21 protein-coding genes and 1 rRNA gene are annotated in these 26,977 nt (G+C 50.6%); 5 read left to right on the top strand and 17 right to left on the bottom strand.

Features of this window, described 5'->3' with window-relative positions; all coding sequences use genetic code 11:
- Positions 1-103: 103 nt before the first annotated feature.
- Both AB2U10_RS14575 and AB2U10_RS14580 read right to left on the bottom strand, forming a co-directional pair.
- A complete protein-coding gene (locus tag AB2U10_RS14575; RefSeq protein WP_367916455.1) occupies positions 104-1,279 on the bottom strand; it encodes an acetyl-CoA C-acyltransferase in 1,176 nt (391 codons plus the stop codon).
- Between the two features lie 106 nt (positions 1,280-1,385).
- The gene (locus AB2U10_RS14580; RefSeq protein WP_367916456.1) at positions 1,386-3,794 is read right to left on the bottom strand and encodes a 3-hydroxyacyl-CoA dehydrogenase/enoyl-CoA hydratase family protein; all 2,409 of its coding nucleotides are present in this window, start codon (positions 3,792-3,794) and stop codon (positions 1,386-1,388) included.
- Positions 3,795-3,999: 205 nt separating this feature from the next.
- Between AB2U10_RS14580 and AB2U10_RS14585 the strand changes: the two genes are divergently transcribed.
- Positions 4,000-5,991, top strand: a complete 1,992-nt coding sequence (locus AB2U10_RS14585) for a sialate O-acetylesterase (protein WP_367916457.1) — start codon at positions 4,000-4,002, stop codon at positions 5,989-5,991.
- Here the strand turns inward: AB2U10_RS14585 and lolA1 are convergent.
- The 8 genes from lolA1 to AB2U10_RS14625 form a co-directional block, all read right to left on the bottom strand.
- Positions 5,988-6,596 (bottom strand): outer membrane lipoprotein periplasmic chaperone LolA1, encoded by a 609-nt coding sequence (gene lolA1 / locus AB2U10_RS14590; RefSeq protein ID WP_367916458.1) that lies wholly within the window; start codon positions 6,594-6,596, stop codon positions 5,988-5,990. The genes AB2U10_RS14585 and lolA1 overlap by 4 nt on opposite strands.
- A 72-nt stretch (positions 6,597-6,668) precedes the next feature.
- On the bottom strand, positions 6,669-9,047 hold the full coding sequence (locus AB2U10_RS14595; RefSeq protein WP_367916459.1) for an FtsK/SpoIIIE family DNA translocase: 2,379 nt from the start codon (positions 9,045-9,047) through the stop codon (positions 6,669-6,671).
- A 42-nt stretch (positions 9,048-9,089) separates the two neighbouring features.
- The gene (locus AB2U10_RS14600; protein WP_367916460.1) at positions 9,090-9,920 is read right to left on the bottom strand and encodes a 1-acyl-sn-glycerol-3-phosphate acyltransferase; all 831 of its coding nucleotides are present in this window, start codon (positions 9,918-9,920) and stop codon (positions 9,090-9,092) included.
- 14 nt (positions 9,921-9,934) lie between these two features.
- The gene (locus AB2U10_RS14605) at positions 9,935-11,116 is read right to left on the bottom strand and encodes a serine hydrolase domain-containing protein (protein ID WP_367916461.1); all 1,182 of its coding nucleotides are present in this window, start codon (positions 11,114-11,116) and stop codon (positions 9,935-9,937) included.
- Positions 11,113-11,631 (bottom strand): hypothetical protein, encoded by a 519-nt coding sequence (locus AB2U10_RS14610; RefSeq protein WP_367916462.1) that lies wholly within the window; start codon positions 11,629-11,631, stop codon positions 11,113-11,115. The genes AB2U10_RS14605 and AB2U10_RS14610 overlap by 4 nt, the downstream gene beginning before the upstream one ends.
- Positions 11,628-12,479 (bottom strand): rod shape-determining protein MreC, encoded by an 852-nt coding sequence (gene mreC / locus AB2U10_RS14615; protein WP_367916463.1) that lies wholly within the window; start codon positions 12,477-12,479, stop codon positions 11,628-11,630. The genes AB2U10_RS14610 and mreC overlap by 4 nt, the downstream gene beginning before the upstream one ends.
- A gap of 179 nt (positions 12,480-12,658) precedes the next feature.
- Positions 12,659-13,690 carry a rod shape-determining protein gene (locus AB2U10_RS14620; protein ID WP_013409512.1) on the bottom strand — a complete coding sequence of 344 codons (1,032 nt, stop codon included), beginning with the start codon at positions 13,688-13,690 and terminating at the stop codon, positions 12,659-12,661.
- Between the two features lie 236 nt (positions 13,691-13,926).
- Positions 13,927-14,547: an IMPACT family protein gene (locus AB2U10_RS14625; RefSeq protein WP_367916464.1), complete on the bottom strand. Its 621-nt coding sequence runs from the start codon at positions 14,545-14,547 to the stop codon at positions 13,927-13,929.
- 170 nt (positions 14,548-14,717) lie between these two features.
- On the opposite strand from AB2U10_RS14625, the gene AB2U10_RS14630 reads away from it, so the two are divergent.
- The 3 genes from AB2U10_RS14630 (at position 14,718) to secDF (ending at position 18,839) form a co-directional block, all read left to right on the top strand.
- Entirely contained in the window at positions 14,718-15,233 is a 516-nt protein-coding gene (locus AB2U10_RS14630; RefSeq protein WP_367916465.1) for a hypothetical protein, read from the top strand.
- 232 nt (positions 15,234-15,465) lie between these two features.
- Positions 15,466-15,804, top strand: coding sequence for a hypothetical protein (locus AB2U10_RS14635; protein ID WP_367916466.1), 339 nt, complete (start codon positions 15,466-15,468; stop codon positions 15,802-15,804).
- A 107-nt stretch (positions 15,805-15,911) separates the two neighbouring features.
- Positions 15,912-18,839 (top strand): protein translocase subunit SecDF, encoded by a 2,928-nt coding sequence (secDF, locus tag AB2U10_RS14640; RefSeq protein WP_367916467.1) that lies wholly within the window; start codon positions 15,912-15,914, stop codon positions 18,837-18,839.
- Between the two features lie 104 nt (positions 18,840-18,943).
- Here the strand turns inward: secDF and katG are convergent, their stop codons facing one another.
- Positions 18,944-21,232, bottom strand: coding sequence for a catalase/peroxidase HPI (katG, locus tag AB2U10_RS14645; RefSeq protein WP_367916468.1), 2,289 nt, complete (start codon positions 21,230-21,232; stop codon positions 18,944-18,946).
- A 99-nt stretch (positions 21,233-21,331) separates the two neighbouring features.
- Here katG and AB2U10_RS14650 point away from each other — a divergent pair, with 99 nt between their 5' ends.
- On the top strand, positions 21,332-22,261 hold the full coding sequence (locus tag AB2U10_RS14650; protein WP_367916469.1) for a LysR substrate-binding domain-containing protein: 930 nt from the start codon (positions 21,332-21,334) through the stop codon (positions 22,259-22,261).
- Between the two features lie 65 nt (positions 22,262-22,326).
- On the opposite strand, the gene gatC is transcribed toward AB2U10_RS14650, so the two are convergent.
- The 6 genes from gatC to rrf all read right to left on the bottom strand — a co-directional run.
- Positions 22,327-22,611 (bottom strand): Asp-tRNA(Asn)/Glu-tRNA(Gln) amidotransferase subunit GatC, encoded by a 285-nt coding sequence (gene gatC, locus AB2U10_RS14655; protein ID WP_367916470.1) that lies wholly within the window; start codon positions 22,609-22,611, stop codon positions 22,327-22,329.
- Entirely contained in the window at positions 22,586-23,332 is a 747-nt protein-coding gene (locus AB2U10_RS14660; protein WP_367916471.1) for a lysophospholipid acyltransferase family protein, read from the bottom strand. The genes gatC and AB2U10_RS14660 overlap by 26 nt, the downstream gene beginning before the upstream one ends.
- Positions 23,313-24,083: a TerC family protein gene (locus tag AB2U10_RS14665; RefSeq protein ID WP_367916472.1), complete on the bottom strand. Its 771-nt coding sequence runs from the start codon at positions 24,081-24,083 to the stop codon at positions 23,313-23,315. Before AB2U10_RS14665 ends, AB2U10_RS14660 begins: the two co-directional genes overlap by 20 nt.
- 94 nt (positions 24,084-24,177) lie before the next feature.
- Complete coding sequence (locus AB2U10_RS14670) at positions 24,178-26,130, bottom strand: M56 family metallopeptidase (protein WP_367916473.1); 1,953 nt, start codon at positions 26,128-26,130, stop codon at positions 24,178-24,180.
- 10 nt (positions 26,131-26,140) lie between these two features.
- Complete coding sequence (locus tag AB2U10_RS14675) at positions 26,141-26,521, bottom strand: BlaI/MecI/CopY family transcriptional regulator (RefSeq protein ID WP_367916474.1); 381 nt, start codon at positions 26,519-26,521, stop codon at positions 26,141-26,143.
- Positions 26,522-26,873: 352 nt separating this feature from the next.
- Positions 26,874-26,977 (bottom strand): 5S ribosomal RNA (gene rrf / locus AB2U10_RS14680); the annotation flags it as partial.

Raw genomic sequence — 26,977 nt, forward strand, 5'->3', positions numbered from 1 at the left:
CCTCTGGTTCACCCCTCGATTTATCAGACATAATTATTAAAATATAAACTAAAAAAGGGGCGCACACGGCGCCCCTATCCAAAATATCATAACATCAATCGCTTTACAGCATCTCATAGATGCCCGCTACGCCCTGGCCACCGCCCACACAGGCTGTCACCATGCCGTATTTCTGACCCCGGCGTTTCATTTCATTCAGGATCTGAACAGAGAGCCGGGCGCCCGTAGAGCCTAAGGCATGGCCTAAGGCGATAGCCCCGCCGTTCGGGTTGAGTTTCGACTGATCGATGCCCGTTTCTCTTACCACGGCCAATGCCTGGGCGGCAAACGCTTCATTCAGCTCGATCTGGTCGATATCGTCCAGCTTCAGGCCAGCCTGCTTCAGCGCCTTCGGAATGGCCTCTACCGGGCCGATACCCATGAGGCTGGGTTCTACCCCGGCTACCGCATACGAAACCAGGCGGGCTATGGGTTTCAGGTTCAGCTCTTTCACCGCCCGTTCAGAAGCAACCAGCAGGAAGGCCGCACCGTCAGAGGTCTGGGAAGAGTTACCTGCCGTTACACTGCCGCCGGCCGCAAATACCGGCTTTAGCTTGGAGAGGGCCTCTACACTTGTGCCGGCACGCGGGCCTTCATCTTTGGTGACCGTGTATTCTTTGGTTTTCTTCTTGCCGGTGGCCGCATCAAAATAGGTTTCTTTCACCGTAATGGGCACCATTCCGCTGTCGAAGTAGCCTTCTTTCTGCGCATTAAGGGCCTTTTGGTGGGAGTTGAAGGCAAATTCATCCTGCTCTTCGCGGCTGATCCCGTATTTCTGCGCCACCTGCTCGGCCGTAAGGCCCATGCCGATGTAGTAATCGGGGTGAGAAGTGGCGATATCGTAATTCAGGGCCGTTTTGTAGCCGGTGGTAGGTACCAGCGACATCGATTCTGTACCGCCGGCAATAATAATATCTGCCATACCGGCCTGGATTTTACCCACGGCCATAGCCACGGCCTCCACACCACTGCCGCAGTAACGGTTAATGGTAATGCCCGGCACTTCTTTCCCCAGCGCCAGCAGCGAGATGTAGCGGGCCATCTGCATGCCCTGGTCGGCCTCGGGCACGGCATTCCCTACGATCAGGTCATCTACCCGGGCCGGATCTACCGCCGGGTTTTTACTTAGCAGGTGTTTGATCACGTCAGCGGCCAGGTCATCCGGGCGGGTAAACCTGAAGACCCCTTTGGGGGCTTTTCCTACCGGTGACCGGTAACCGTCTATAATGTATGCGTCCATAATATTATCTCTGGTTTTATTATGAAACTTTACGGAACATTTCTTTTATATCAATAGGAGAATGTACCACAACTTTTCACTTTTAGTTTTTCACTGTTCACTTAAATTAATTCCTGGGGGCTTTGCCGCCGCTGATGATGCCCTGCATACGCTCCATGGTTTTTCTTTCGGCACAGAGCGACAGGAAGGCCTCTCTCTCCAGCTCGAGCAGGTATTTTTCACTAACCTGCTGCGGGTAGCTGAGGTCACCGCCGCAAATTACATAAGCCAGCTTTTCGGCAATCAGCGCGTCGTGGTCTGTAATATAATTGGCCATGCGCATGGATTTGATCCCCGCCTTGAACAAGGCAATCCCCGTTTTCCCCTGTACTTTAACATCGGTCCGGCGAATGGGTTGCGTATACCCGTTTTCAGCCAGCTCAATAGCCGCCTGCTTGGCCTCGGCAATCAGCCGGCTCCGGTTCAGCACCACCTGGTCGCGGCCCGTTTTAAGGTAATTCATCTCAAACGCTTCCTGGGCAGACGTAGAAACTTTGGCCTGCGCAATATTCATAAAGGCGGCCTGCAGTATATTCAGCTCGGTATCGCCCGGCTGGTACATGTCTGAGCACCGTAAAGCCATTTCTTTGGTTCCGCCACCCGCAGGGATCAGCCCTACGCCCAGTTCCACCAGGCCCATGTAGAGCTCGGCATGCGCCACCACCTTGTCGGCGTGCAGGTTCAGCTCGCAGCCTCCGCCCAGGGCCAGCGAATGCGGCGCCGTAACCACGGGCACCGATGAATAGCGGGCCCGCATCATGGTTTCCTGGAAGGTAGCAATCATGAGGTCGATCTCGTCGTATTCCTGCTCTACGGCATACATAAACAGCATGGCCAGGTTAGCACCGGCAGAAAAGGCCTGGGTGCTGTCGTTCCCAACCACCAGACCGCGAAAGTCTTTCTCGGCCAGAGCATAGGCTTTATTCAGCGCTTCAATAGGCCCGGAGCCCAGGGTATTCATTTTCGACTGGAATTCCACGCCCAGGATACCGTCGCCCAGATCAAAGATCGAAGCTTCCGGGTTTTTCCAGACCACATTGGTTTTCCGGATATTGTCGAGGATGATAAAGCCTTCGGTTCCGGGAATGGCCTTATAGGATTTCGACGGGATATCGTAATACAGCTTCTTCCCGTTTTCAATTTTGTAAAAAGTATCGTGCCCGGCAGCGATCATGTCATACACCCACTGCGCAGGCTTCCGGCCTTCACTTTCGCAAAGCGCGGTAAAGGCCCGGGCCCCGATGGCGTCTGCCGTAGCAAATATCCCCACCTGCCAGCCGAAGCCCGCCGTAATGGCATCGTCGATCTTATAGAGCTCGTCTGATATTTCGGGAATACGGTTGGAGGCATACTGAAAGGCATCGGTAAAGGTTTTGCGGTAGAAGTCGCCCGCTTTGCTCTTATCTTTCAGCAGAACGGCCACTTTCTCCGGTATGCTCTCTATTCCTTTTACGGCATCCAGGGCGGCAATTTTCACCTTGTCTGCCGGGCGGTATTCCAGGGTTTTGAAGTCCAGCCCCAAAATCACCGATTTCCCCTTTTCGTCTTTGATTTTCTTATAGAAGCCCTGCCCGGTCTTATCGCCCAGCCAGTTTTTCTCCATCAGCTGAGCCACAATGTCCGGCAGCTGGAAGGCATCCTTCGATTCATCGTCTTTCAGGATAGCCAGGAGGTTCCTGCACACGTTTACCGTGGTATCCAGGCCTACCACATCCGAAAGACGGAAGGTACCCGATTTCGGGCGTCCGATTACCGGGCCGGTCAGCTTATCTACTTCTTCAATGGTCATGCCCAGCTCTTCGGTAGCCCGGATGGTCTGAACCAGGGCGTAAATGCCCAGGCGATTGGCAATAAAGGCCGGGGTATCTTTACACAGTACCGTACGCTTACCCAGGAAGAGGTCACCGTAGCTCATCAGGAAATCAATGATCTCCGGTTCTGTTTCAGGCCCGGGAATGATCTCCAGCAGGGCCAGGTACCGTGGCGGATTGAAGAAGTGTGTTCCACAGAAATGTTTCTGAAAATCTTCGCTCCGGCCTTCCGACATCAGGTGAATAGGAATACCCGATGTGTTGGACGTTACCAGTGTACCCGGCTTACGGTACTGTTCTACCTTATCGTATATCAGTTTTTTGATCTCGAGCTTCTCCACAACCACCTCAATCACCCAGTCAGCCGCTTTGATTTCGGGCATGTTGTCGTCAAAATTACCCAGGGTAACCCGCTCCAGCGACTTCTGGCTGTAAATGGGCGAAGGGCTGGCCTTAACGGCCGACTGGTACAGGCTGTTGACGATCCGGTTACGCACCAGCGGACTGCCCAGATCCAGGCCTTTCGCCTTTTCTTCCTCCGTAGGTTCTTTGGGCACCATATCCAACAGCAGCACGTCTACACCGATATTGGCAAAATGAAGGGCAATACGGCTCCCCATGATACCGGCTCCCAGCACAGCTACTTTCTTAATAGTTCGTTTCATAAATGAAAGATTTGATCATATAAATTAGTATGCAAGCATACTAATTACAAATCTAGTCTTTCCCTGCTGATTATGCAAACAGAATTCCAATTAAAATTTTACCAGTTTTTCATGGGGAAATCCAACTCTGAGAAAACAATTTGCTCCTGTATAACGGTATAAACCCGTTCAGGCCGTAAATTGCCTTCCTGTTCTCTGCCCTATTATGAAATCACCCCATACCCGAATACCGGAAGGCGGCCTCCTCCGGATGTGTATTACCCTGCTGCTCTTTTCTGTTCCGGGCCTTGCCCAGGTGACGTTTACCGCTGCTCCTGAAGACCTGCAGCTGTACCCGAGAGATGCTCAAAACAAAGCCCTGGTGGTTATCTCGGGGAAGCTTGCCCGGAAAAATTATACCCGGGCCATCCTGGAGGTATCAGAAGAAAAGAAGCTGATCCGTACACTGACCGCTGATTTTTCTGCCACCGACTCGGTCAGCTTCGATTTCCGGCAGGAGATCACGGCCCAACCCGCCGAGTACGATTTTAAGGTCATTCTCCAGGATAAAAATGAAAAGAAAGAAACCGTTTTAACCCGGGAAGGAATTGTTTGCGGCGATTTTATCATTCTTTACGGGCAATCCAATATAAAAGCGCTGGTAGGCATTGACGACATGGAGAAGCAGACCGACACCCGCCTTCTCCGGAACTACGACACCCCCGACCCGGGAAAGCCGGAGGCCATGAAATGGTACCGTGCGCATCAGCCTTATGCATCCGTAGGCGTGGTGGGGCTGCACCTCCAGTCGCTTATCCTGGCCCGTTACGGTATCCCCACCTGTGTGCTGAACGGCAGTGTGGGCGGTGCCAACCTGGTTTCTCTCATTAACCCCGACGAAACCCACACCCGCACAGACTCGTATTACGGCCGCCTGTATTCCCGCGTAAAAAAAGCCGGGGCACTTGGCAAAGTCAGAGCTATCATCTGGCGCCAGGGAGAAGCGGAAACCTGTAACTGGTATCGCGACATCGAAGACTACCCGTTTCATTTTGAGCAGCTGTATGGCCAGATCTCCCGGGATTATAAAGGATACACCCGTTTCTACAATATACAAACCGGCATACTATACTGTAACCAGATGGAAGAAGCCGGCCAGCTGAGAGAATACATGCGCTCTACCCGCTACCGGTTTGACAATATAGAAACCACCAATATGCATGCCCTGCCCCTTTCTGACGATGTGCATTATACGCTTGAAGGCTATAAAAAAGCGGCTGAAGAGCTGTTACCCTTACTGGGGCGCGACATTTACGGCGGGAAGGACAACGCAGAGGTTCACCCGCCCGACATTCAGAAAATACTTATCACGCCATCGCGTGATACCCTTATCCTGGTCTTTGAAGAAGACCAGAAGATGGTATACCCGGAGGCCCGGACGGTCAACGGTTTTACATGGAAGATGGAAGACTATTTTTATGTGAATACCACCACCGCCTACACCGATGATATCGTGGTGAAGGGCCGGGCCGACAGGAACCGGGTTTACCTTTCCTTAAAATGGGGCATTAACGACGGGTACGTTACCTACCTGCCTTCTTATTCTGCATTTAACCCTCCCGTGCAGGAAGCCCACCTGACCAACAGCCGCGGGCTGCGCGCCATGTCATTTTACAAGATACCGGTAACCGATGCTCTCCAGCGGCCGGAAATTGTTTCGGCAAAGGCTATTACTGATAACCGGACACAGCTGGTCTTCCGGGAAAAAGATACGTATATACTGGAAAAACGCGCGGGTGAGGGGCAGGACTTCCGGGTACTGGCCACCCTGAGCGGTGCAGACCGGTATGAAGATGCGCTGGCCTCTCCTCTGGCCGGCACCCTGGAATACCGGGTTAAACGGATGTCGGAAAAGTCAGAGTCGGAATACAGCCCTGTGGCCCGCATTACCGGGGCACCGGTCCTCTCAGAAGCCCCGGATACCCGCGGAATGGTATTCCCCAACCCGTTTGGCACAGAAGATGTTTTTATCCGAACGGCGCGGAAAGTAGAGGCCATCACGGCCATTGCCCGTGACGGCAGGGAGATCCCGCTTACTTTTAGCCGTACGGGTACCGAAGAATACGCGATCGGCACCCAAAAGCTGGAAGCCGGCCCGTACATCCTGAGCGTAAAAACCCCGGGCGGGTACCAGGTATTTAAGACCGTTAAGCTTTAACGGAGATCAACGACCTCCACTTTGGGATATTTGCTTTTATCAAACGTAAAAGCAGAATCGGCTATCGTAATATCGGGTTTGAAACCGGTGATGGCATAGGTGGTAGCCCCTGATTTGTCGTATACCGTCCATGACGAGATCAGCTTGTCGGCCTTGCCGATGGTCAGCTCAATTTTCGCTATAGATGACCGGGTTTTGGGGGTTAATACCACCACGTCATATTTTTTACCGCCCAGCGTCACCTCGTTCTTGTACGAAGACGCGTAGCCTTTTTTGTAAAGATTGAAAATAGCATTGGGTGAAATATCGCTTTCATCCCCCTCATTATAGGTGGTAATGTTGACCTCGTTGGTTTCGGCAATGTAGGTATACACCTCCTTCCCGTTGTTGTACACCTCCTGCCCGCCGTAGCTGATCTTATACATCTTGCCTTTGGCCAGCAATGTGCCGGTATACTTTTCAGCTCCCGAAACCCTGAACCCGGCCGAATACGATGCAAAAGAGGCGTATTTCCGGCTTACGGCACTTAAAATATCGGCCGCCTTCTGGCCGGGGGCCTGGGAAACAGCCGTCAGAACGAGGAGTAAAATCAGTAGCTTTTTCATAATCTGCAATGCTTTGTTATGATTTAGACCCGGACAGGCCGCCGGGGTTTAGCCCGTTAAGAATTATTAACACTATCTTTTCAGGCTCCGTAAGATCTCTTCCAGGTGTTCCAGGTCTTTCACCAGCACCTCCCGGGCTTTCGACCCTTCAAAAGGTCCGAGGATACCGGCCCCTTCCAGCTGGTCAACAATGCGGCCGGCGCGGTTATAGCCCAGCTTCATTTTCCGCTGGATCAGCGAGGTGCTTCCCTGCTGATGAATGACCAGCAGGCGGGCGGCCTCCTCAAACAGCGGATCCAGCTCTGAAGGGTCAAAATCAGGCGTATCCGGCTCGTCGTCGCCGTAATATTCCGGAAGGAGATAGGCCGAAGGATAGGCCCGCTGGTCCCCGATAAACTCACAGATGCTTTCTACCTCAGGCGTATCTACAAAAGGACACTGCAGGCGGATCATCTCCGAGCCGGTAGAAAGCAGCATATCGCCGTTTCCGACCAGCTGCTCGGCGCCGCCGGTATCCATAATGGTGCGTGAGTCTACCTTGGCCGTTACCTTAAACGAAAGCCGCGCCGGGAAGTTGGCCTTGATCAGACCGGTGATCACGTTAACCGAAGGCCGCTGGGTGGCTACAATCAGGTGTATGCCAATGGCCCGGGCCAGCTGGGCCAGGCGGGCAATGGGCTGCTCCACTTCTTTACCGGCCGTCATCATGAGGTCGGCCAGCTCATCGATCACCAGCACAATGTACGGCAGGTATTTATGCCCTTTTTCCGGGTTAAGCTTCCGTTTGATGAACTTGGCGTTGTATTCCTTCACATTGCGCACGCTGGCGTCTTTCAGCAGGTCGTACCGCTGATCCATCTCAATACACAGCGAATTCAGCGTATTGATCACTTTCTTGGTATCGGTAATAATGGCTTCTTCTGCGTTAGGAAGCATCGCCAAGAAATGCCGCTCAATTTTATTAAACAGGGTAAGCTCCACTTTTTTGGGGTCTACCAGCACAAATTTTACTTCGGAAGGGTGCTTCTTGTAGAGCAGGGAGGTCAGGATCACATTCAAGCCTACCGATTTCCCCTGGCCGGTGGCCCCGGCCATCAGCAGGTGCGGCATCTTGGCCAGGTCGGCCACAAATATTTCGTTGGATATGGTTTTGCCCAGGATAACCGGCAGCTCAAAGCCGGCCTTCTGGAATTTCTCGGTGGCCATGATCGATTTCATGGAGACCATTTCCCGTTTTTTGTTGGGCACTTCAATACCGATGGTTCCTTTGCCCGGCATAGGGGCGATGATCCGGATACCCAGGGCCGACAAGCTTAGCGCTATGTCATCTTCGAGGTTCTTGATCTTGGAAATCCGCACGCCGGCATCGGGAACAATTTCGTACAGGGTAACTGTAGGGCCAATGGTGGCTTTGATGGAGGAGATACCTATCGAAAAGTTATTGATCGTTTCCACGATCCGGTTCTTGTTGGCTTCCAGCTCTTCCTGGGTTACCTGCGAGCCCGTATTTCCATACTCGGCCAGCAGGCTGAGCGGCGGGTACTGGTAGGAAGAAAGGTCAAGCTTGGGGTCGTATTCTCCGTATTCCGCCACCAGGTCTCCTTCCGGCTCTTCGGCGGTTACGGGTATGTCTTCTGCACGGGCCTGCTCAGGGGCTTCTACCGTAAAGGTAACATCCGGCCCTTTGAAAGGCTCCTTAGGCAGCGATGAAGGCTCAAAGATTTCCTCTTCACGCTCTGTCTTCTGAATGGGGGCCGGCCGCTCTTCTTCCATTTCGTCAGCTTCTTCGGTGACTGCCCGGGGCTTATAGCCTTTCCGCTTCTTAGGCAGGTAGCTGCTCAGCAGGTAGTCGTCTATCTCGGTAAATCCATGGAAAAAGATCATCCAGGCCACCAGGATCAGCAGGATCAGCAGGAGGCTTCCGTAACCCATGAGTGAATGAAGCATCTCATTGGCATGCAACCCTACCCGGCCGGAGAGCGTGGTGGTGCTCAGGTCAAAAATATGAACAAAGTATCCCAGGAACAGCGAAAAGAAAAACATGTAAAATACGGATCCCAGGAACAGCCGGTATAAATTCAGCTTAAAAAGGTCTTCGTTGAAAACCCAACGGAAGCCCGTCAGGAACAGGGGAAGCAGAACCAGGAAAGACGATATCCCAAACCAGACATAAATAAACCAGTGGGAAATCTTGGCTCCCAGCAGGCCCAGCACGTTATCGGTTTTGACGTCAGTGTTACCGGCCAGCTCACTCAGTGAACCCTGTACGATATCCTGGTCGGCAGCTCCTGTAAACAGGTAAGAGAAAAAGGAGATCAGCAGAAAAAAAGTGAAGAATATCAGGAAAACCCCTACGAGGAATTTAGCCCGGTTATCATTTGTAATCAGCTTACCATCACGTTTTTGAGGTTCTTTTTCAGCCTTTTTCTTCGGACGGAAAGTATTTGACATTATTCAGGATCGTTAATTATAGGAAAGCATACGGTCACAAAGTTAAAATAAAAACATTAAGACCGCAAACACGATCAGCCAGTAAACCGGCAGCGCAAAAATCAAAGTAGCAAGATAAACCGAATCGAAGAAAACGGTGCCTTTTGTCTTTGGCCTTACTACCGAGCCCAGTAGCACGTAAACGGGGAAATTCACCAGGAAAGCCAGGTAATACAATACGGGTCTCCAGGTGCTGAAAGAAAAGTCACGGGTCACGGCCTGCTCCAGGCTGTCTTTGAGCTGGCGGTTAAACAGGAGCACATTGGTACCGGTTACCTGGTGGTCAGCGAAATCTTCTTTCCGGATCGGAGCTTCAAAATTCAGCACTATTTTTTTCCCGGTATGTGTAAACTGGTTGTAGTTCAGGGCTGTGGGAATAACGGTTACGTCAATTCCCTCGCTCCAGGTTTGCAGGGCCAGGCGGGCCGTCCCTTTTTTCAGCGGAAGCAGCCCGGTCTGGTTGGCACAGAGGCCCTCGCTGAAGATCAGCACCTGTCCTTTATTCCTGAATACCTCCGAACATTTTTCAAAGGTCTCATCGTTCTTGTCCAGATTTTCTTTTCCTTCCGAAATGCGGTAGATGGGCATCATGTACAGCTTGTGCAGCAGGTCTCTCACCCAATCGCGTTTGAAGGCATCTCCCCGGGCCAGCGACCACACCGGCCGGTCAACGATGCAGTCGAGCAGGATGGCGTCAAGAAAGGAGTTCGGATGGAAGGAGGCAAACATGACCGCCTTGTCGGCAGGAATATTTTCCATACCGTTTATCTTAATGTCTTTGACAAAGAACTTCAGGATAATTCCGACGTAAACTTTTAAAAACCGGTAGAGCATTTCCAAATATACAGTTACTGATCAAGAATGTTTTCTTCCAGCGATGAATTCCTGTGATCTCCGTGAAGGATATCCACCATTTCCCGGATATTGTATACGCTTCTGTTGTATTTGTTACTCAGCAAAATGACGACAAAGTCTTCACGAAGATCAAAAAACATAATGGTATTGTATCCTTTCCACCAACCGGTATGGTAAATATAGTCGGTTTGCTGCAGCTTATTGACCCAAAGCCGGAATCCGTAACCATAATTCCGTATGCCGGGGTGCTCAAAGCTCCTGGGCGTATACATTTCCCTGAGGTTTTCTTTGGAAACGATGCTCCCCGATTTCAGCACATTATAATATTTCAGGAGGTCGGGCGCAGTGGAATATATTCCTTTATCGCCAATGATGTCGTCGTAAAAATCTTTGGCCAGCTTCCGGCCGTTCTGGTAGCCGAAAGTCCGGTCTTCGTTGAGGTGCGGACTGGCAGAGGTACCGGCAAAGGTATGCTCCATGCCGGCCGGCCCGAAGATATTTTCTTCCATATAACGGGCAAACGGCATCCCGGAAACCTTTTCTACAATGGCCCCCAGCACGGCGTAATTGGTATTGTTGTAGGCAAAGTAATGGTCAGGCAGGTTCAGCATTTTCGGAGCGGGCTTTGCTTCGGCAAACCACTGCATCATCTGCTGGTTAGTGGGGTAGATCTGTCCGGCCCTTACCCGTTTGTCAAATTCGTACTGGTAGTAGGGAAGTCCCGAGCGGTGCGAAAGCAGGCTTCTGAGGGTAATGCCCGGGTAGGGGAAGTCCGGGTAAAAATCCTGGATGGTATTGTCGAGCCCCAGCTTTCCTTCCTGCTTCAGCTTCATAATGGCCAGCGCCGTAAAGGTTTTGGAGAGTGACGCCAGCTGAAATTTGGAGTTCATGGTGTTGGGAACGGTATCATGGGCAAAGCCGGTGGCTTTTTCCAGCAAAATAATTCCCCTTTGGGCTACCAGCACCGTACCGTTAAAGCCTGATTTCTTATTGAAGGCTTCTTCCAGCAGCTTTGACTTCCTGTCGGCATCAATTTCTTTACGTATCTTACTGATCTCTCCGGCGCTTAAGGGCCTTTCTCCGGCCGGCTGTTTTTCTTTCTCCTCTTCTTTTTTCTGGTCCCGGGCACAGGAAAGCAATATCCCGCACAAAACCAAAATTAATCCTCCTCTCATGAATTACGTAAGCTTTTTAGATACACATGAAGCAGGAAAATGACAATGGATGAAAACATAACGCTGGCCAGTATCTTCAGCGAGGTATTCAGGAAAAAGTTGAAAGTTCCTGCTTCCAGAAAAAACAAATAAGTATGATGAATAAATGTAAGAATGACAATGTAGCGGATGAAGCGCTCCACGCCCATCCCCTCTACAGAAATAACGATCTCGTTTTCCAGTCCCCGGGTAGGGAAGAGCACTTTCAGGATAAATCCGCGGATATAGGCGATCATTACGGTGGCGGAAGCGTGCAAACCGGCGGTATTGTAAAACATATCGACCAGGATACCTGTCACAAACGCAATGAGCAGCGCCGTAGACGTGGGCGTGGAGCTGGGCAGGAACAGGATCACCGAAATGTAGACAAAACAAAAAGCCACATCAAAGAATACCAGGTTCCGCAGGATAAAAACCTGCAGTAAGGTATAGATAATGATGCTTGCCGCTATTTTTAAGAGGGTCTGGGTGTTCACTTTATTCCGGGGTTTGTTTCTGCTTCCTTCTGGCTTTCAATCAACTTGTTCTTCACTACATATACGTAGATCAGGCTGGAAAAATCAGTCGATAACCTGACCGTAATGTTATGGAATGCCTCTGAGGTTGTATTGGAGATCTCACTGATCTTACCGATCATCACATACGGCGGGAATATGGGGTTCTGCAGGGAGGTCACCACGCTGTCGCCTTTGGCCACCGGCTTGAACCGGTCTACGGTATTCAGCTGAATGTAGTTCGGATTGGTACCGCCCCATTTGGCAATACCCAGGGCCACCGTATTGTTTTCACGAAGCTTCCGGTTAAGCACCTCGGCAGATACCATCTGCCGCGAGTGGAGAATGGAATATACCCGGGCGTAATGCTTGTTGGCATAGGCTACCTGGCCTACCACGCCCTGGGGTGAAATCACGCCCATGCCGGCTCTGATGCCGTCTTCGGTGCCTTTGTCTATGGTAATGAAGTTATCGGTCAGGTTATGGGTGCTTCCCACCACTTTGGCCACCATGTAGTCAAAACGGTGCGCCATGAGCGAGTCTGGCTTGTAGCCGGGAATGCCGGAGCTCATTTCCTGCATGTCGGTCAGCTGTTTCCTGAGCCGGACATTCTCCTGGGAAAGCTGGTCGTTCACTTTCCCGAGGCTCACAAATTCATTGGCTTTCTGCGATGCTTCCAGTGAGCGCGCCACCATGCTGTTGGTGGTATTGAAAAAAGACACGTCCCAATAAACGTTGTTCTTTGACATCAGATAAAAGCAAACGATCTGAAGCGCCAGGAACAGAAAGAAATGGCGGCTTTTATAAAGTATTCCGAGTAACTGCGACATAACTATCTGTTAATAAGAAGATGTTTAAAAAATACACAAACTGCTGCGTTGGGCAGGTATACACCTCCGTCTCTCACGCCCTGCATTTTGCGCACTTGTTAAACATCTTCGGTATTGAGAAGCAGCTGCCACCGGGTGACAGCTTCCGGTATTTCTGACGATACCTTTTCCCGGAGCGTTTACTGAACCAGTACGTTTTGGTATTTTTCTATATTTTTTAACACCTCACCGGTACCTCTTACCACGGCCTTTAACGGGTCGTCAGCCACGTGAATAGGCAGCTTGGTTTTTACTTCGAGGCGTTTATCCAGTCCGTGAAGGAGTGCCCCGCCACCGGTCAGGTAAATTCCGTTTTCATAAATATCAGCAGAAAGCTCAGGCGGGGCCATTTCCAGGGCCCGCATAATGGCTTCTTCGATTTTGGAAATGGATTTATCCAGTGCGTAGGCAATCTCGCTGTACGTAACCTTGATTTCTTTCGGAATTCCCGTCATAAGGTCTCGTCCCCGGATCTCTATATCGGCCGGCGGGTTCTCGAGGTCGGGCAGGGCGGCGCCTACCTGTATTTTTATGAATTCTGCAGAGCGCTCACCAATGAGCAGGTTGTGCTCTCTCCGCATGTAGTCTACAATGTCTTTGGTGAATACGTCTCCGGCAATACGCGCAGAAGATTCACATACAATGCCTGAAAGGGCGATCACGGCAATTTCGGATGTACCTCCGCCGATATCCACGATCATGGAACCGTTCGGCTGCTCAATATCAATACCGATACCGATAGCGGCCGCGATGGGCTCGTGCACCATGTATACTTCTTTGGCGCCGGCATGCTCGGCCGAGTCTTTTACCGCTCTCTTTTCTACTTCGGTAATACCGGAAGGAATACAGATGACCATCCGGTGTGAAGGAGAGAAGAACATGTTCCTGCCGGTAGGGATCATCTTGATCAAACCCCTGATCATCAGCTCAGCAGCGGTAAAGTCGGCAATCACACCGTCTTTCAGCGGACGAATGGTCTTAATGTTTTCATTCGTCTTTTCGTGCATCTGCATGGCCTTGTGACCAATGGCCAGCACCTTCCCGCTCACCTTATCCAGGGCGATAATGGAGGGTTCATCTACGACGATCTGATCTTTATATATAATCAGGGTATTAGCAGTACCCAAATCTATGGCAATATCACTGGTGAGAAAATTGAATAATCCGGCCATTTAAGCTCCTCTATTTATACTTTTTATAATTTAAGACGCAAAGTTATATTTATTTTTTTAAAAAATCTTTAAACAAAAGGCATTTAATTGAAATAATTGGCATGCCCTTTTTAAAGGATTTTCAGGCTTCTCAAAACAACGTTCAATATTCACGATTAGTACAGTTTTCTCTATAAAATCAGAAATTTATGCAGGCATTTCCGGTACTGTACCCGGCAGGCGGTTTCCGTACCGGATCAGTCTTTGTCGCCGGGCACACGTATACGGATGGTCCAGAAGTCGCGGAGCTCTTCCCGGATCTTTTCTATATACGCGTTCCTGACCTCCAGCACGACTCCGCAACGCTCTTCAAAGGTCTGCTCTTTTACCGTAAGATTTAATTTTTTGATGAGCTGCATAACGGCATTGGTCTGCTCAAAATCGTAGTCTATCCTGACCGGCGTATTCATGGTACGCACCTCTTTTTCTGTAACGGCCAGGGCTTCTGCCGCCGCTTGTTTGTAGGCATGGATCAGTCCGGGCACGCCCAGCAGGGTGCCGCCAAAATACCGTACCACTATCACCAGCGCAAAGGTAACCTCGCACGAGATCAGGGCATTGAGTATGGGTTTCCCCGCAGAGCCTGACGGCTCGCCGTCGTCATTGGCGCGGTAGTTTTCGCCTTCGTACCCCAGGCGCCAGGCAAAGCAGTGGTGCCGGGCTTTGGGATGGAGCCCCCTGACCTCTTCCAGGATTCTTTTTATTTCTTCTTCATCAGCCACCGGGAAGGCGTACCCGAAAAACTTGCTGCCTTTGTCTTTAAAAAGGCTCTCTCCTGTTGTGATGAGGGTTTGGTATTCGTCAGGCATATTCATCATACGGCAAATTTAATACTTTTGAGACGGGTATAAGTTTTGATGCGGCTCCGGCGTTATGTTTTTATTAACAACCGGCCGATGCAACCTTTGCCTGCCAGCGGCTATCTAAAAGGTAATATGTACAATCCCTTCAATATGGAACCATATTGATTTAAATTCCATCATAAGTTATGAAAAAGATATTTTTTTCGCTGATGACCGCTGCTTCGGTAGCCACTATGTTTTTTCTCCAGGGGTGTGAAGGTCCTGTGGGCCCTCCGGGACCTGCCGGCGCTGACGGGCTTATCGGTGAGGTCCACGAGGTAAAAGCCTCTTTTACTTCATCCAATAAATACGCGGCTGATTTTGATTTTAAACCGGCCATTCTGGAAGGCGACAAGGTGGTAGGCTTTATCCAGGAAGGCGAAGATAACCAGGGAAACTACAATTGGGAACCCCTGCCTCAAACCTTCTTTTACAATGGCAACACCTACCTTTTCACCTATAATTTCTCGCTGACCGGGTTTACTATTTTCCTGGACGGCAACGCCAGTCCCGGGCTTATCGATAGCGGAACCAGGACCGACCGGTATTTCCGGATGCTGATTGTACCGGCCGCTTTGGTAGGAAAGGTAGACCTGAGCAACATGAAAGATATCATGGCCAAAATGGGTGTTGAAGAATCCGACATCAACATTATTCATTGAAAATTTTACGTGGTTCTCGTCAAGCCGGGCCTCTCGACTACGCTCGCACTGACAAGGGCAGCTGTCCTTTGTCACCTCGAGCGTAGTCGAGAGGCCCGGCTTGTCGAGAACCGAACAGGGTCAACATGTCCCTGAACACCTTTCCTGTTTCCCCTCTTTCCTCCCCTGTCCAAAAGAAATCCAAACAATACTTGATTTTTAAACATTTATATGCCTATTTTTGCACCCTGTTATGAAAATCAAGAGACACATATTCCGTGTGCTGAGCGTGCTGATGCTCTTCTGCGTGTTTACCACGCAGGTATCGGCATGGACTGTACAGGAACAATGTGTTACCGCCTCCGATCAGGATTCTTCAGATCATGACCGGCCCGTATTCAAGCAGCTGACCCACGAAACCGTGGTGCCGCATTATGCGTTCTCTTTCGGGGAGATCCATAAATTTTTCCAGGAAAACCTCACTTTTCTTTTCTCTGAGAGCGAGACGGCAGCGGTTTCCTGTTTTCCTTTACCGGTCAATACCTATATGGCCAAGCTCCTTGAGCACCATATAGCCATTAATGCCCCCTGAACATCCCGTTTTTATCATTTTATTATCCGGTGTACAGCGCCCCACTGTGCATTTAAACTCATGTATCATCCTTTTCACGGGGAAAAAAGGAACATCTATAAATTTTTATGAAAAACAGAGGAGGAATTATACTCTTATTTGCCGCCCTGCTTCTGCTGAGCCTGTACTACCTGGCCAGGACCTGGAAGATCAACGATATCCGGAAGGATGCCGCCGCCTATGCCACGGTAAACGGCGTTGCAGACCCGGCGAAACAACAATATTACCTGGACTCCCTGTGGAAACAGAAAGTTTTCCTGGGCTCAACGGTAGAAAGCCTCACCAAGCAGGAATTAGGACTGGGTCTTGACCTCCAGGGAGGTATGCACGTGATCCTGGAGGTATCTCCGGCCGATATCCTGAAGTCGCTGTCGAAAGGCTCACGCGATCCGAAGGTAACCCAGGCCATCAACAAAACCCGGGAACTGGCCGCTAAAGGATCGATCAACTTTGTAGACCAGTTTGAGAAAGAATACAAGGCCCTGGCTCCTGACGCCCGCCTGGCTCCTATTTTCTCTAACAGCTCTAACCGCGATGACCTCTCTTTAAACTCTTCGGATGCCCAGGTGAAGAGCTACATCCAGAAGCAGATCGACGGGGCTTTTGACCGTTCGTATAAGGTGATCGAGACCCGTGTGGATAAGTTCGGGGTGGCCAATGCCAACCTTTCGAAAATTCCGGGTACCAACCGGATCCAGGTGGAGCTTCCGGGCATCGACAACCCGGAGCGGGTAAGAAAGCTGCTTTCGGGCTCGGCCAAGCTGGAATTCTGCGAAGTATATACCCTGCAGGAAATTGCGCCTAATTTTGACCGTTTCACCGCGCTTCTTATGAAGATCGACAACGAGAACCGGGCAAAAGGAGGTACTGCGGTGAAAACAGGTGCCGATACGACAAAAGCGGGCAGCTCGCTGGCGTCAGCCCTGCAAAGCAACGGAGATTCAACCCGGGCTGATTCTACCGCCGGTCTGAACTCGCTGACCAACATGTTCATCATGTCGCCGTCAGGCCTGGCCATCAAAACCAAGGATACCATCCGGTTAAACAGCATCCTGAAAAGACAAGATGCAATAGGCATCTTCCCCTCGGATATGACCTTCCTTTACGATGTCAGCCCGCTGGAAAATACGGTAGGCAACGAAGACATTGTGAACATTTACCCGGTTAAAAACTTCGGTAATGCGCCCCTGGGCGGAGAAGTGATCACCGAAGCGCGCCAGGATTATGACCCGATGACGGGCCGGCCGAACGTTTCGATGCAGATGAATGCTACCGGCGCCCGGAAATGGAAAGACCTGACCGGGAAGAACGTGGGCAGAAGCATTGCCATTATTCTTGACAATTACGTATACTCTGCACCGAATGTAAACGGTGAAATTGCAGGGGGTAACTCTTCTATTTCAGGGAGCTTCTCTGTAGAGCAGGCTCAGGACTTAGCCAACGTGCTTAAAGCCGGTAAGCTTCCGGCTCCTACCACCATTGTAGAAGAAGCCGTGGTGGGTGCATCGGTAGGTTCGCAGGCATTCAGCGCCGGTGTGATCTCATCACTGGTAGGTCTGGTAGCCGTACTGATCTTTGTGGTGATCTATTACAGCCGCGCCGGCTGGATCGCTAACCTGGCGCTGATTGTTAACCTGGTGCTGCTGCTGGGTATCATGGCCTCATTCGGTGCTACCATGACCCTCCCGGGTATTGCCGGTATGGTACTTTCCATTGGTATGTCAGTGGATGCCAACGTACTGATTTATGAACGGGTCAAGGAAGAAATGGCCCTGGGCAAGAATTTCCCTACCTCTATAGCGCTGGGCTTTAAAAATGCCATGCCTTCTATTATTGACTCGCAGCTGACATCTGTAATTACCGGTGTGGTGCTGTTTATTTTCGGTACAGGTTTGATCAAAGGTTTTGCCACTACCCTGCTGATCGGTATCGGTACATCCCTTTTCTGTGCCATTTTTGTTTCGAGGCTGGTTTTTGACAGCCTGATCAAAAAAGGAAAAACCATCAACTTCCGGACGGCATGGACCGAAAAACTGTTTGGCGACAGCAATATTGACTTTATCAAAAACCGGAGACGTTTCTATATTATTTCAGGGATTATGATGCTGATCGGCTTTATTTCTATTGGTATCAGGGGATTCAGCCTGGGCGTAGACTTCAAAGGAGGTAGAACATTCGAGGCAAAATTTGAGAAGAACGTAAATACCGACGAGATTCGTGATGCGGTAGAGAAGGTATTCCCCGGTGCAGCGGTAGAAGTAAAAACCTACGGAGGCTTTGACAAAGTTAAAATCACTTCCGCTTACCGGATAGACGACACCAGCCTGGAAGTAGATGACGAGCTGAAAGCCAGCCTGAATAAAGCCATTTCAGATGTAAACGGCAACAAGGGGGTTGTGGTATCTACTTCAAAGGTAGGGGCAAACATTGCCCAGGATGCCATCTGGTCATCGGTGAAAGCCGTGATCTATGCGATCGTCCTGACGTTTATTTATATCCTGATCCGTTTCCGTCACCAGGCATTCGGCTGGGGTGCAGTAATGGCGCTGTTGCATGACGTGGCGATCATCCTGGGAATTTTCTCTCTTTGCTACGGCTGGCTGCCCATTTCACTCGACATTGACCAGGCCTTCATTGGTGCCGTGCTGACGTTGCTGGGTTACTCCCTGAATGACACCGTGGTAATCTATGACCGGATCAGGGAATACATGGCCGAGAAAGGCGGCAGAACCGAAAGCATTGAAGCGGTTATCAACAACGCCCTGAACAGCACACTGAGCCGTACAGCCGTTACCGGTATTGCTACGCTGATTGTACTGTTTGTACTCCTGATATTCGGCGGAGAAACCATTCGCGGGTTTATCTTCTGTATGTTTGTAGGGGTAATTGTAGGTACGTATTCTTCCCTGTTTATTTCTGCTCCGTTTGTGGTAGATGCCCTGAACAGGAGCAACCGGAATAAAAGTACGTTGAATCCAACCGTGAAACCGGCCTAAGTCCGGAAGCAGAGAACGCAGATTGCGCTGATTTAAGCTTTCGCAGATTATACAGGATGATCCTGTATAATCTGCGGCTATCAGCACTCTCTGCGTTCATTTTTTTATTTCAGCTCAAAACGGTCAAGGTTCATGACCTTGTTCCAGGCGGCCACAAAATCTTTCACCATCTTTTCACCCGAATCGGTACAGGCATATACTTCTGCCACTGCCCTCAGCTCCGAGTTAGAGCCAAACACCAGGTCGGCACGGGTACCCGTCCATTTTTTCTCTCCGGTTTTGCGATCGGTTCCTTCGTACAGCTCCTTGTCGGGGCCGGTAGCTTTCCACGCAGTCTCCATATCCAGGAGATTCACAAAGAAATCATTGGTCAGCTGTCCGGGGCGGCTGGTGAATACACCGTGTGCCGAACCGTCATAATTGGCATTCAATGCCCGCATTCCGCCTACCAGCACAGTGAGCTCAGGAGGAGTAAGGGTCAGCAATTGCGCTTTATCGACGAGCAGGGCCTCGGTAGATACGGGCAAATGGGATTTCCGGTAGTTCCGGAAGCCATCGGCCTGCGGTTCGAGGTAGCTGAACGACTCCACATCGGTTTGTTCCTGCGTGGCGTCGGTACGTCCGGGCGTAAAAGGCACGTTAACGGGGTACCCGGCGTCTTTTGCCGCCTTCTCAACGGCTGCACATCCGCCCAGCACGATAAGATCGGCCAGGGATACTTTTTTGCTCCCCTGCTGTGCTCCATTGAATTCCTGCTGAACGGTTTCCAGTACGTGCAGGGTTTCTGAGATCAGCGGGGTATTGTTTACCTGCCAGTACCTCTGCGGAGCCAGGCGAAGCCGCGCACCGTTGGCACCGCCCCGTTTGTCGCCCCCGCGGAAAGTGGAGGCTGACGCCCATGCCGTAGAAACCAGCTGGGAAACCGTTAAGCCGGAAGCCAGTATCCGGTCTTTCAGGGCCGCAATGTCTGCGCTATCGATCAGTTCATGATCTGCCGCGGGAACAGGATCCTGCCAGATCAGCACTTCTCCGGGCACTTCAGGCCCCAGATAACGCGAACGCGGCCCCAGGTCACGATGGGTAAGCTTAAACCACGAACGGGCAAACGCATCGGCAAACTGATCGGGGTTTTCCAGGAAACGGCGGGATATTTTTCCGTATTCGGGATCATAACGCAAAGAGAGGTCGGTGGTCAGCATTCTGGGTGCATGTCTCTTCGACGGGTCATGCGCATCCGGAACGGTTTCAGCACCCATACCGTATTTAGGCACCCACTGATGGGCTCCCGCCGGACTTTTCTCCAGTTCCCATTCATAACCGAAGAGGTTCCAGAGGAAGTTGTTGCTCCAGCGGGTAGGCGTGCTGGTCCAGGTTACTTCCAATCCGCTGGTAATGGTATCTCCACCCTTACCGGTACCAAAGCTGTTGCTCCAGCCCAGGCCCTGCTCTTCGAGGCCGGCCTCTTCCGGGCTGGCTCCTACGTGCTCAGAAGGTGCTGCTCCGTGCGTTTTACCAAAGGTGTGTCCTCCGGCAATCAGGGCTACGGTTTCTTCATCGCTCATTGACATCCGGCTAAAGGTATCGCGGATATCTTTAGCCGCCGCTATCGGATCGGGATTACCGTTTGGTCCTTCCGGGTTCACATAGATCAGCCCCATCTGAACGGCGGCCAGCGGGTTTTCCAGGTTCCTGGAATGCAACTTCCCGTCTGCGTCGTCGTCTGACACCAGAACGGCACCGGCTTTTTCCACGCCATGCGAACCGCCCTGCGCATACCGTACATCACCGCCCAGCCATTCTTTTTCGGCACCCCAGTAAACCGACTGATCGGGCTCCCAGACGTCTTCCCGGCCACCGGCAAAACCAAAGGTCCTGAAGCCCATGGATTCCAGGGCCACATTCCCGGTAAGCACCAGCAGATCGGCCCATGAAATTTTCCGGCCGTACTTCTGCTTGATCGGCCACAGCAGGCGGCGTGCCTTATCCAGGCTTACGTTATCGGGCCAGCTGTTCAGGGGAGCAAACCGCTGCTGCCCGGCACCGGCGCCGCCCCGGCCGTCCTGTACACGATATGTACCGGCACTGTGCCAGGCCATCCGTACAAACAGGGGGCCGTAATGACCAAAATCGGCCGGCCACCAGTCCTGGGAGTCGGTCATTAATGCATGCAGATCTTTCTTCAGCGCTTCAAAGTCGAGGGTTTTAAATTCTTCTGCGTAATTAAAGTCTTTATCCATCGGATCAGAAAGAGAGGAATTCTGCCTCAGGAGATTAACTTTAAGCTGATCGGGCCACCAGTCGTGGTTCTGGGTGCCTTCGCCTGCCACCGGTTTATTCAGCGTTCCATTGTGAAACGGGCATTTGCTGATGTCGCCATTTCCATTGTTTTCCATAGGTTAACTATTTTCGTTTATGTTATAAAAATAGGGAGAGTATTTTCATTGACAAAGAAAATTGTTTTTATATTTGCTATTGATATTATCAATGCATCAATGAACATTCAGCAACTCCAATACATTATTGCTTTAGACCGGTACAAAAACTTCACAAAAGCCTCAGAAAGCTGCTTTATTACCCAGGCAACCCTGAGTACGATGATCCGCAGGCTGGAAGAGGAACTGGAGGTCATTATTTTCGACCGGAAGGCCAATCCCATCATTACGACCGATGCCGGCAGGGAGATCATTGCAGAGGCCGAAAAGGCGTTGGACCATATTAAAAATATGGTTATGCTGGCCAAAGAAGACAACGGGGTGATTGAAGGAAATGTACGCATCGGCATTATTCCCACAATAGCCAATTCACTGCTACCCCTGGTACTGAAACCCGTCATGGAGCAATACCCCCGGCTTGACATCACCATTACCGAGATCACTACTGAAAACGTACTGGAGCAGCTCAAGGGCAACCAGCTGGATTTCGGTATCATTTCTACTCCCATAGACGCCAAAGGATACGATACGGAAGTTTTGTATTACGAGCCCCTGAAGGTATACGGAAACATCCGGTCCAATAAAAAATACCTTATGACCAGCGACCTTACCCGCGAAACGCACTGGCTGCTGGAAGACGGTCACTGTATCCGTGACCAGATCATGAGCTACTGCTCGCTGCAGAACAAGCATAACCAGCTGTCCAATCTGAAATTCCAGTCGCATTCTTTCGAAACCCTCCTGAACATGGTAGATAGCTTCGGCGGGCTGACCATCATACCCGAACTATATGTTCAGACCCTGCCTGAAAGGCAGCAAAGCAAGGTCATGGAGTTCGAGCGGCCGTTCCCGGTGCGGGAGATCAGCATGATCTCGTACCGGTCTGATGTAAAGGCAAGGCTGGGAAAAGCGCTGGCCGCTAAAGTGCGGCAGATCGTGGAAGGCGTTCTGCAGGTAGACCTGAACCAGTCGGTGCTCCTGAAAGCGTAGGAAACTTATAGAGACCTCTACAACTTCAAAATCAAGACTTGCAAAAAATTAACCCAGGGGTTCCTTTATATTACTTTCACCACTTTAAAGTACCCGCCTTCTTTTTGCGGCGCATTTAAGAGGGCTTCGTCGCGGGTGAGATCGTTATGGGGCTCATCTTCGCGGTAAGCATTGATATTGTCGTGCATATGGATCACCGGCTCAACGCCTTCGGTATTTACTTCGTCAAGCTGGTCTATCCAGGCCAGGATCTGCTCAATGTCTACCGACAGCTGGTTTTCTTCTTCCGGTGTGAGCTCCAGCCGCGCCAGGTGAGCTACTTTTTTAATGGTTGCTATGTCTATGGGCATATCGGTCCAGTTCGGTTTGAATGATGGTATATACTTCCTGCTTCAGCTCATCGGCGGTTTTTCCCTGCGGGTACACAGGCTCATGCACAATAACCCGGGGAAAACCCCGGAAAACGAAGGAGCCGGGCATAATGCGGTACAAATTTAAGAAAGATATCGGAACTATGGGCGTGTTGCTGTCAATGGCCAGCACAAAGGCCCCGTCTTTGAAAGGTTGCTTCATCACGGGGATGGTGTCGCTCAGAATGCCGCCTTCGGGCATGATAAAAAGGCTTCTGCCTTCCCGGAGGGCATTCATGGAGCGTTTGAACGACTTCACCCGGCTGTTTTTATCGCCCCGGTCTACCTGGATATGCAGGCGGGCAAACATATAGCCCAGCAAGGGCACTTTTTTCACCGAGCTTTTCCCCATATAGGAAAAGTAATTCCTGACCACCTTCATGCCTACGGCTACATCGAGGTAGGAAAAATGATTGGCTACAAAAATATAGCGGGCCTTCCTGTCGGGACGAAAGCGGTATTCCGTTTTTACCCAAAGCCCGCTGATAAAGAAAAAAATATCGGCCCACAGGTTGGTGAGGCGGGTACCGTACCGGTTCCATTTCTTTACCCGTATACAAACGTAAATGAAAGGGTACAGGGCCAGGAAGATCACTACCAGCCACCCTACACACCACGCATTGTACAGGTAACTTAAAACACTAGCTTTCTTTCGAGACATGCTTTTTCAGTTGTACGGGCTCTACCGTATTTTTCCGCATTTTCATATTCAGCAGCTCCACAAAGAACGAGAAAGCCATGGCAAAATACACATAGCCTTTGGGCACATGCACATGAAATGCCTCTGCCACCAGCAGGGTACCGATAAGCAAAAGGAAAGAAAGCGCCAGGATTTTGATGGTCGGGTGCTTTTCTACAAAATCGCCGATGGGCTTGGCAAAGATCAGCATGACCACCGATGACAAAACAATGGAAGCAGCCATAACGGCTATTACGCTGGTCATGCCCACAGCCGTGATGATAGAATCAACAGAGAAGATAATATTAATCAGTACAATGTCTAAAATGGCCCGTGACAGGGTAGAGGCCGATTTTCCGCCGGAAACCTTATCACCGTCTTCCCCTTCCAGCTTATGGTGAATTTCGTACGTGGTTTTGTAGAGCAGGAAAACCCCTCCGGCCAGGATCAGCAGGTCTTTGCCCGAAATACCGATAGACCAGGGCAGGCCCAGGTCCTGCAGGTCAAACAAGGGCTTTTGTAACCTCAGGATAAGCCCGAGGATGAAGAGGAGGCCGATCCGGATAAACATGGCCAGGATAATCCCCCAGTTACGGGCTTTGCGTTCGTCTTCAGGCTGCAGCTTGGAGGCTATCACGGATATGAAGATGATATTGTCGACACCGAGAATGATTTCCAGCAGGGTGATGGTAAAAACACTGGTCAGTGCCGCAGAAGTAAAAAGCTCTCCCATTTACGATTTTTTGAGCAAAAATAGGAGAAAAACCAGATAAGGCATAGAAGTACCCGTAAGTTTTAATTTCCAGGTACTTCTATGCGGTACAGAATTAAAAATCAGAAGACCAGTTATTCATATAGGTGGAGGAATTTCCTTTGCGGAAACGCCAGGATAATTTTTCCCCTTTCCGGATAATTGAAAAGTCACGGGCTTCCGGGTATTCTTTATCTATATATTCCTTATCTGTAAAATGCTGCTTCAGCAGGCCCCAGACTTTGTCATAGTCGGCCTGGCTTCTTGCTGAGCCGTTAATGATGAGCTCATCGCCATTGATCCGGAGCTTCACGTCTTCCTTACCTGAAATGAGGCCGCTTGCGGTCAGCGCCTGCATGAAGTCGTTCATGCTTTTTTCCATAGCCATACGTTTCTTTTCGGCCAGCTCACGAATCTGGTCGGCTTTGACCCGGATCACGTTCGACAGGCTGTCGATAGGTCCATGATTTTTAGCGATTTCTTCCTGCATTCTGGCGATCGGAGCTTGTTCTTTGCTGATCTTTTCCTGCAATACCGCAATCTGGCTCTGCAATTCCGCCAATCGGGCATTGCTTGCCGTATGCTGTTTTTCCAGCTTTACCCGCTTTTCTTCCAGCTCCTTCTCCAGCTTTATTTTCTCGGTGCTGTTCAGGTCTTTCCTCCGGTTCAGTTTTCGGGATTCCAGGTTCACTTCCATGATCTGCAGGGCCAGCTCCTCCTGTTCTTCCACCGGTATTTCAATTTTTTCAGCCTTCTCTCTGATTTCTGTGGAAAGCTTTTCAATTTCTTTGATATGGGTGGCCTGCATGGTATTGCTGATTCCCGATATCTTTTCAGAATATTTCCGGATCTCGCCTGAAAGTCCCTCAATCTCTTTCTGAAGCTTTTCAATTCTGGAATCCAGGGTATCTTTCGGGGCAACCGGCTTTACTGCTTCTTTCTTCTCTCCGGAAGCCGCTACCTGCTGAAAAGCCTCCGGCATTGTTTCTTCCTGCGGTTGGGGTTCTTCTTCGCGGATCTCGTCTCTGGCATAGACCACACCCCCGAGAAACAGGCTCATGACCAGGAGCACCCCCAGTACATTAGCCGGGTTAAAATACCCCGACGGGTTGACACCGGCTATCCGTTTAACGCGGGTCAGCAGCGAATCGTTTTTCCGGCCGAAGGCCATGGCAAACGGCAGGGCATAATCGGCCACTTCTACCAGGGCTTTGGCCAGCACAAGCCGGTTTCCGCAAATTTCCAGGGCGATATCATCGCAGCAGTTTTCGCGTTCGGTTCTGATGCGGGAAGACAGCACCCATACAAACGGGTTAAAAAAGAAGAGCACTTCGGCAAAGCTCTGGAAGATGTTGACCAGGTAATCGCTTCTTTTAATGTGGGCGAGCTCATGGGCAAGAATGGCCTCCAGGTGCTGCACACTCAGTCCACTCAGCATACCTACGGGAAACAGGATCACGGGTTTGAGCCATCCTACGGTAACCGGGGCTGAGATTTGTCTTGTTTCGGCCAGCTTAACGGTGCGCCAGAGGCTTACCCGGCCCTGGATCTGCCGCATCAGTTCTTCTGCCCTTTCATTGACCAGAGGCAGAGAGGCTTTTTTCATTTTTTCAATAAAGAGCAGGCCGATAGACATCCTGCCCAGCAGGAAAAATACGCCCAGAGCCCACAGCACAGCCACCTCATGGATATGGGCATTGATCAGGGCCAGAAAAGACCCGGCTACGCTTTGCGGCTCCATCGGCGAAGAGGCTACCCAGGTGGTTTCACCCGAGAGAAATGATGCCGGCTCCTCCAGGTTAAATGATTCAGCGGGCCCGTACAGGTAGAAAAACGTGAGTAACGAAACCGTCAGAAGAAGCATCAGGCTGCCCATAGCCAGAGCATACCGGTGCCGCGCCTGCTTTATGCCCAGCGACAGCAACCAGAATACCAGCAGGATAATTGCCCCCTGCCAGAGCGAGTGCAGCAGGGTATAGCCCAGTGCGGGGCTAAAGTTTTCGGGAAATGTTATTAATAGCTTTTTCATAATTATTGTTTTATTTTTTGTTTTCCAACGTTTCGATCCAGGCTTTGATCTCGTCCAGCTCGTCTTTGCTGACCGACTCATTGCCCAGGGCCTGCATCACCATGCGGCTGGCAGAACCCCGGAATGCCGTATCGATAAACCGGTCAAGCAATAATTTCTGGGTGCTTTCTTCTTCTATGGCGGCCTGGTAGATATGGTACCGGCCTTCTTCGGTGCGGGTCACCAGGTTTTTCTCGTGCATGATCTGCATGAGCTTAAGGGTGGTGGTATAGCCCACCTCCTTATGACGGGAGAGCTCTTCGTTGACCTGCCTGACGGTGGAGGCTCCTTTTTTCCAGAGGATCTGCAGGATCTCCAGCTCAGACTCGGTAGGTTTGGGTAGCTGTTTCATTTATTACGAATTGTTTCGTAGCAAATATAAAGAAGGGGGAGGGAGAGTTGCAAGTTTTTCTACGAATTTTTTCGTATTAACCGTATTAGTCACGGAGGTTGTTGAACCATACAGGCATAGAAGTGAAAAGATAAAAGTGAAAAACTAAAAGTTGCGGTACATGCTTTCATTATAGACTAATGTTCCGCAACTTTTAACTTTTCGTTTTTAGCTTTTCACTTATTTAACCACATAGATACATAGGCACTCCAGATAAACGTAGAGAACTATGTATCTATGTGGTTAAAAAAAGATCTCCGTGGTTAAAACCAAAAAAGCCTGTCAACTTGCGCTGACAGGCTCATTAATAAATATCCGGCATCTACCTACTCTCCCAGGTTTGATCCTAGTACCATCGGCGGTGTGGGGCTTAACTACTCTGTTCGAAATGGTTAGAGGTGGACACCCATCCTATTG

This window comes from Leadbetterella sp. DM7, from assembly GCF_040829825.2.
In the GTDB taxonomy this organism is placed as follows: Bacteria; Bacteroidota; Bacteroidia; order Cytophagales; family Spirosomataceae; genus Leadbetterella.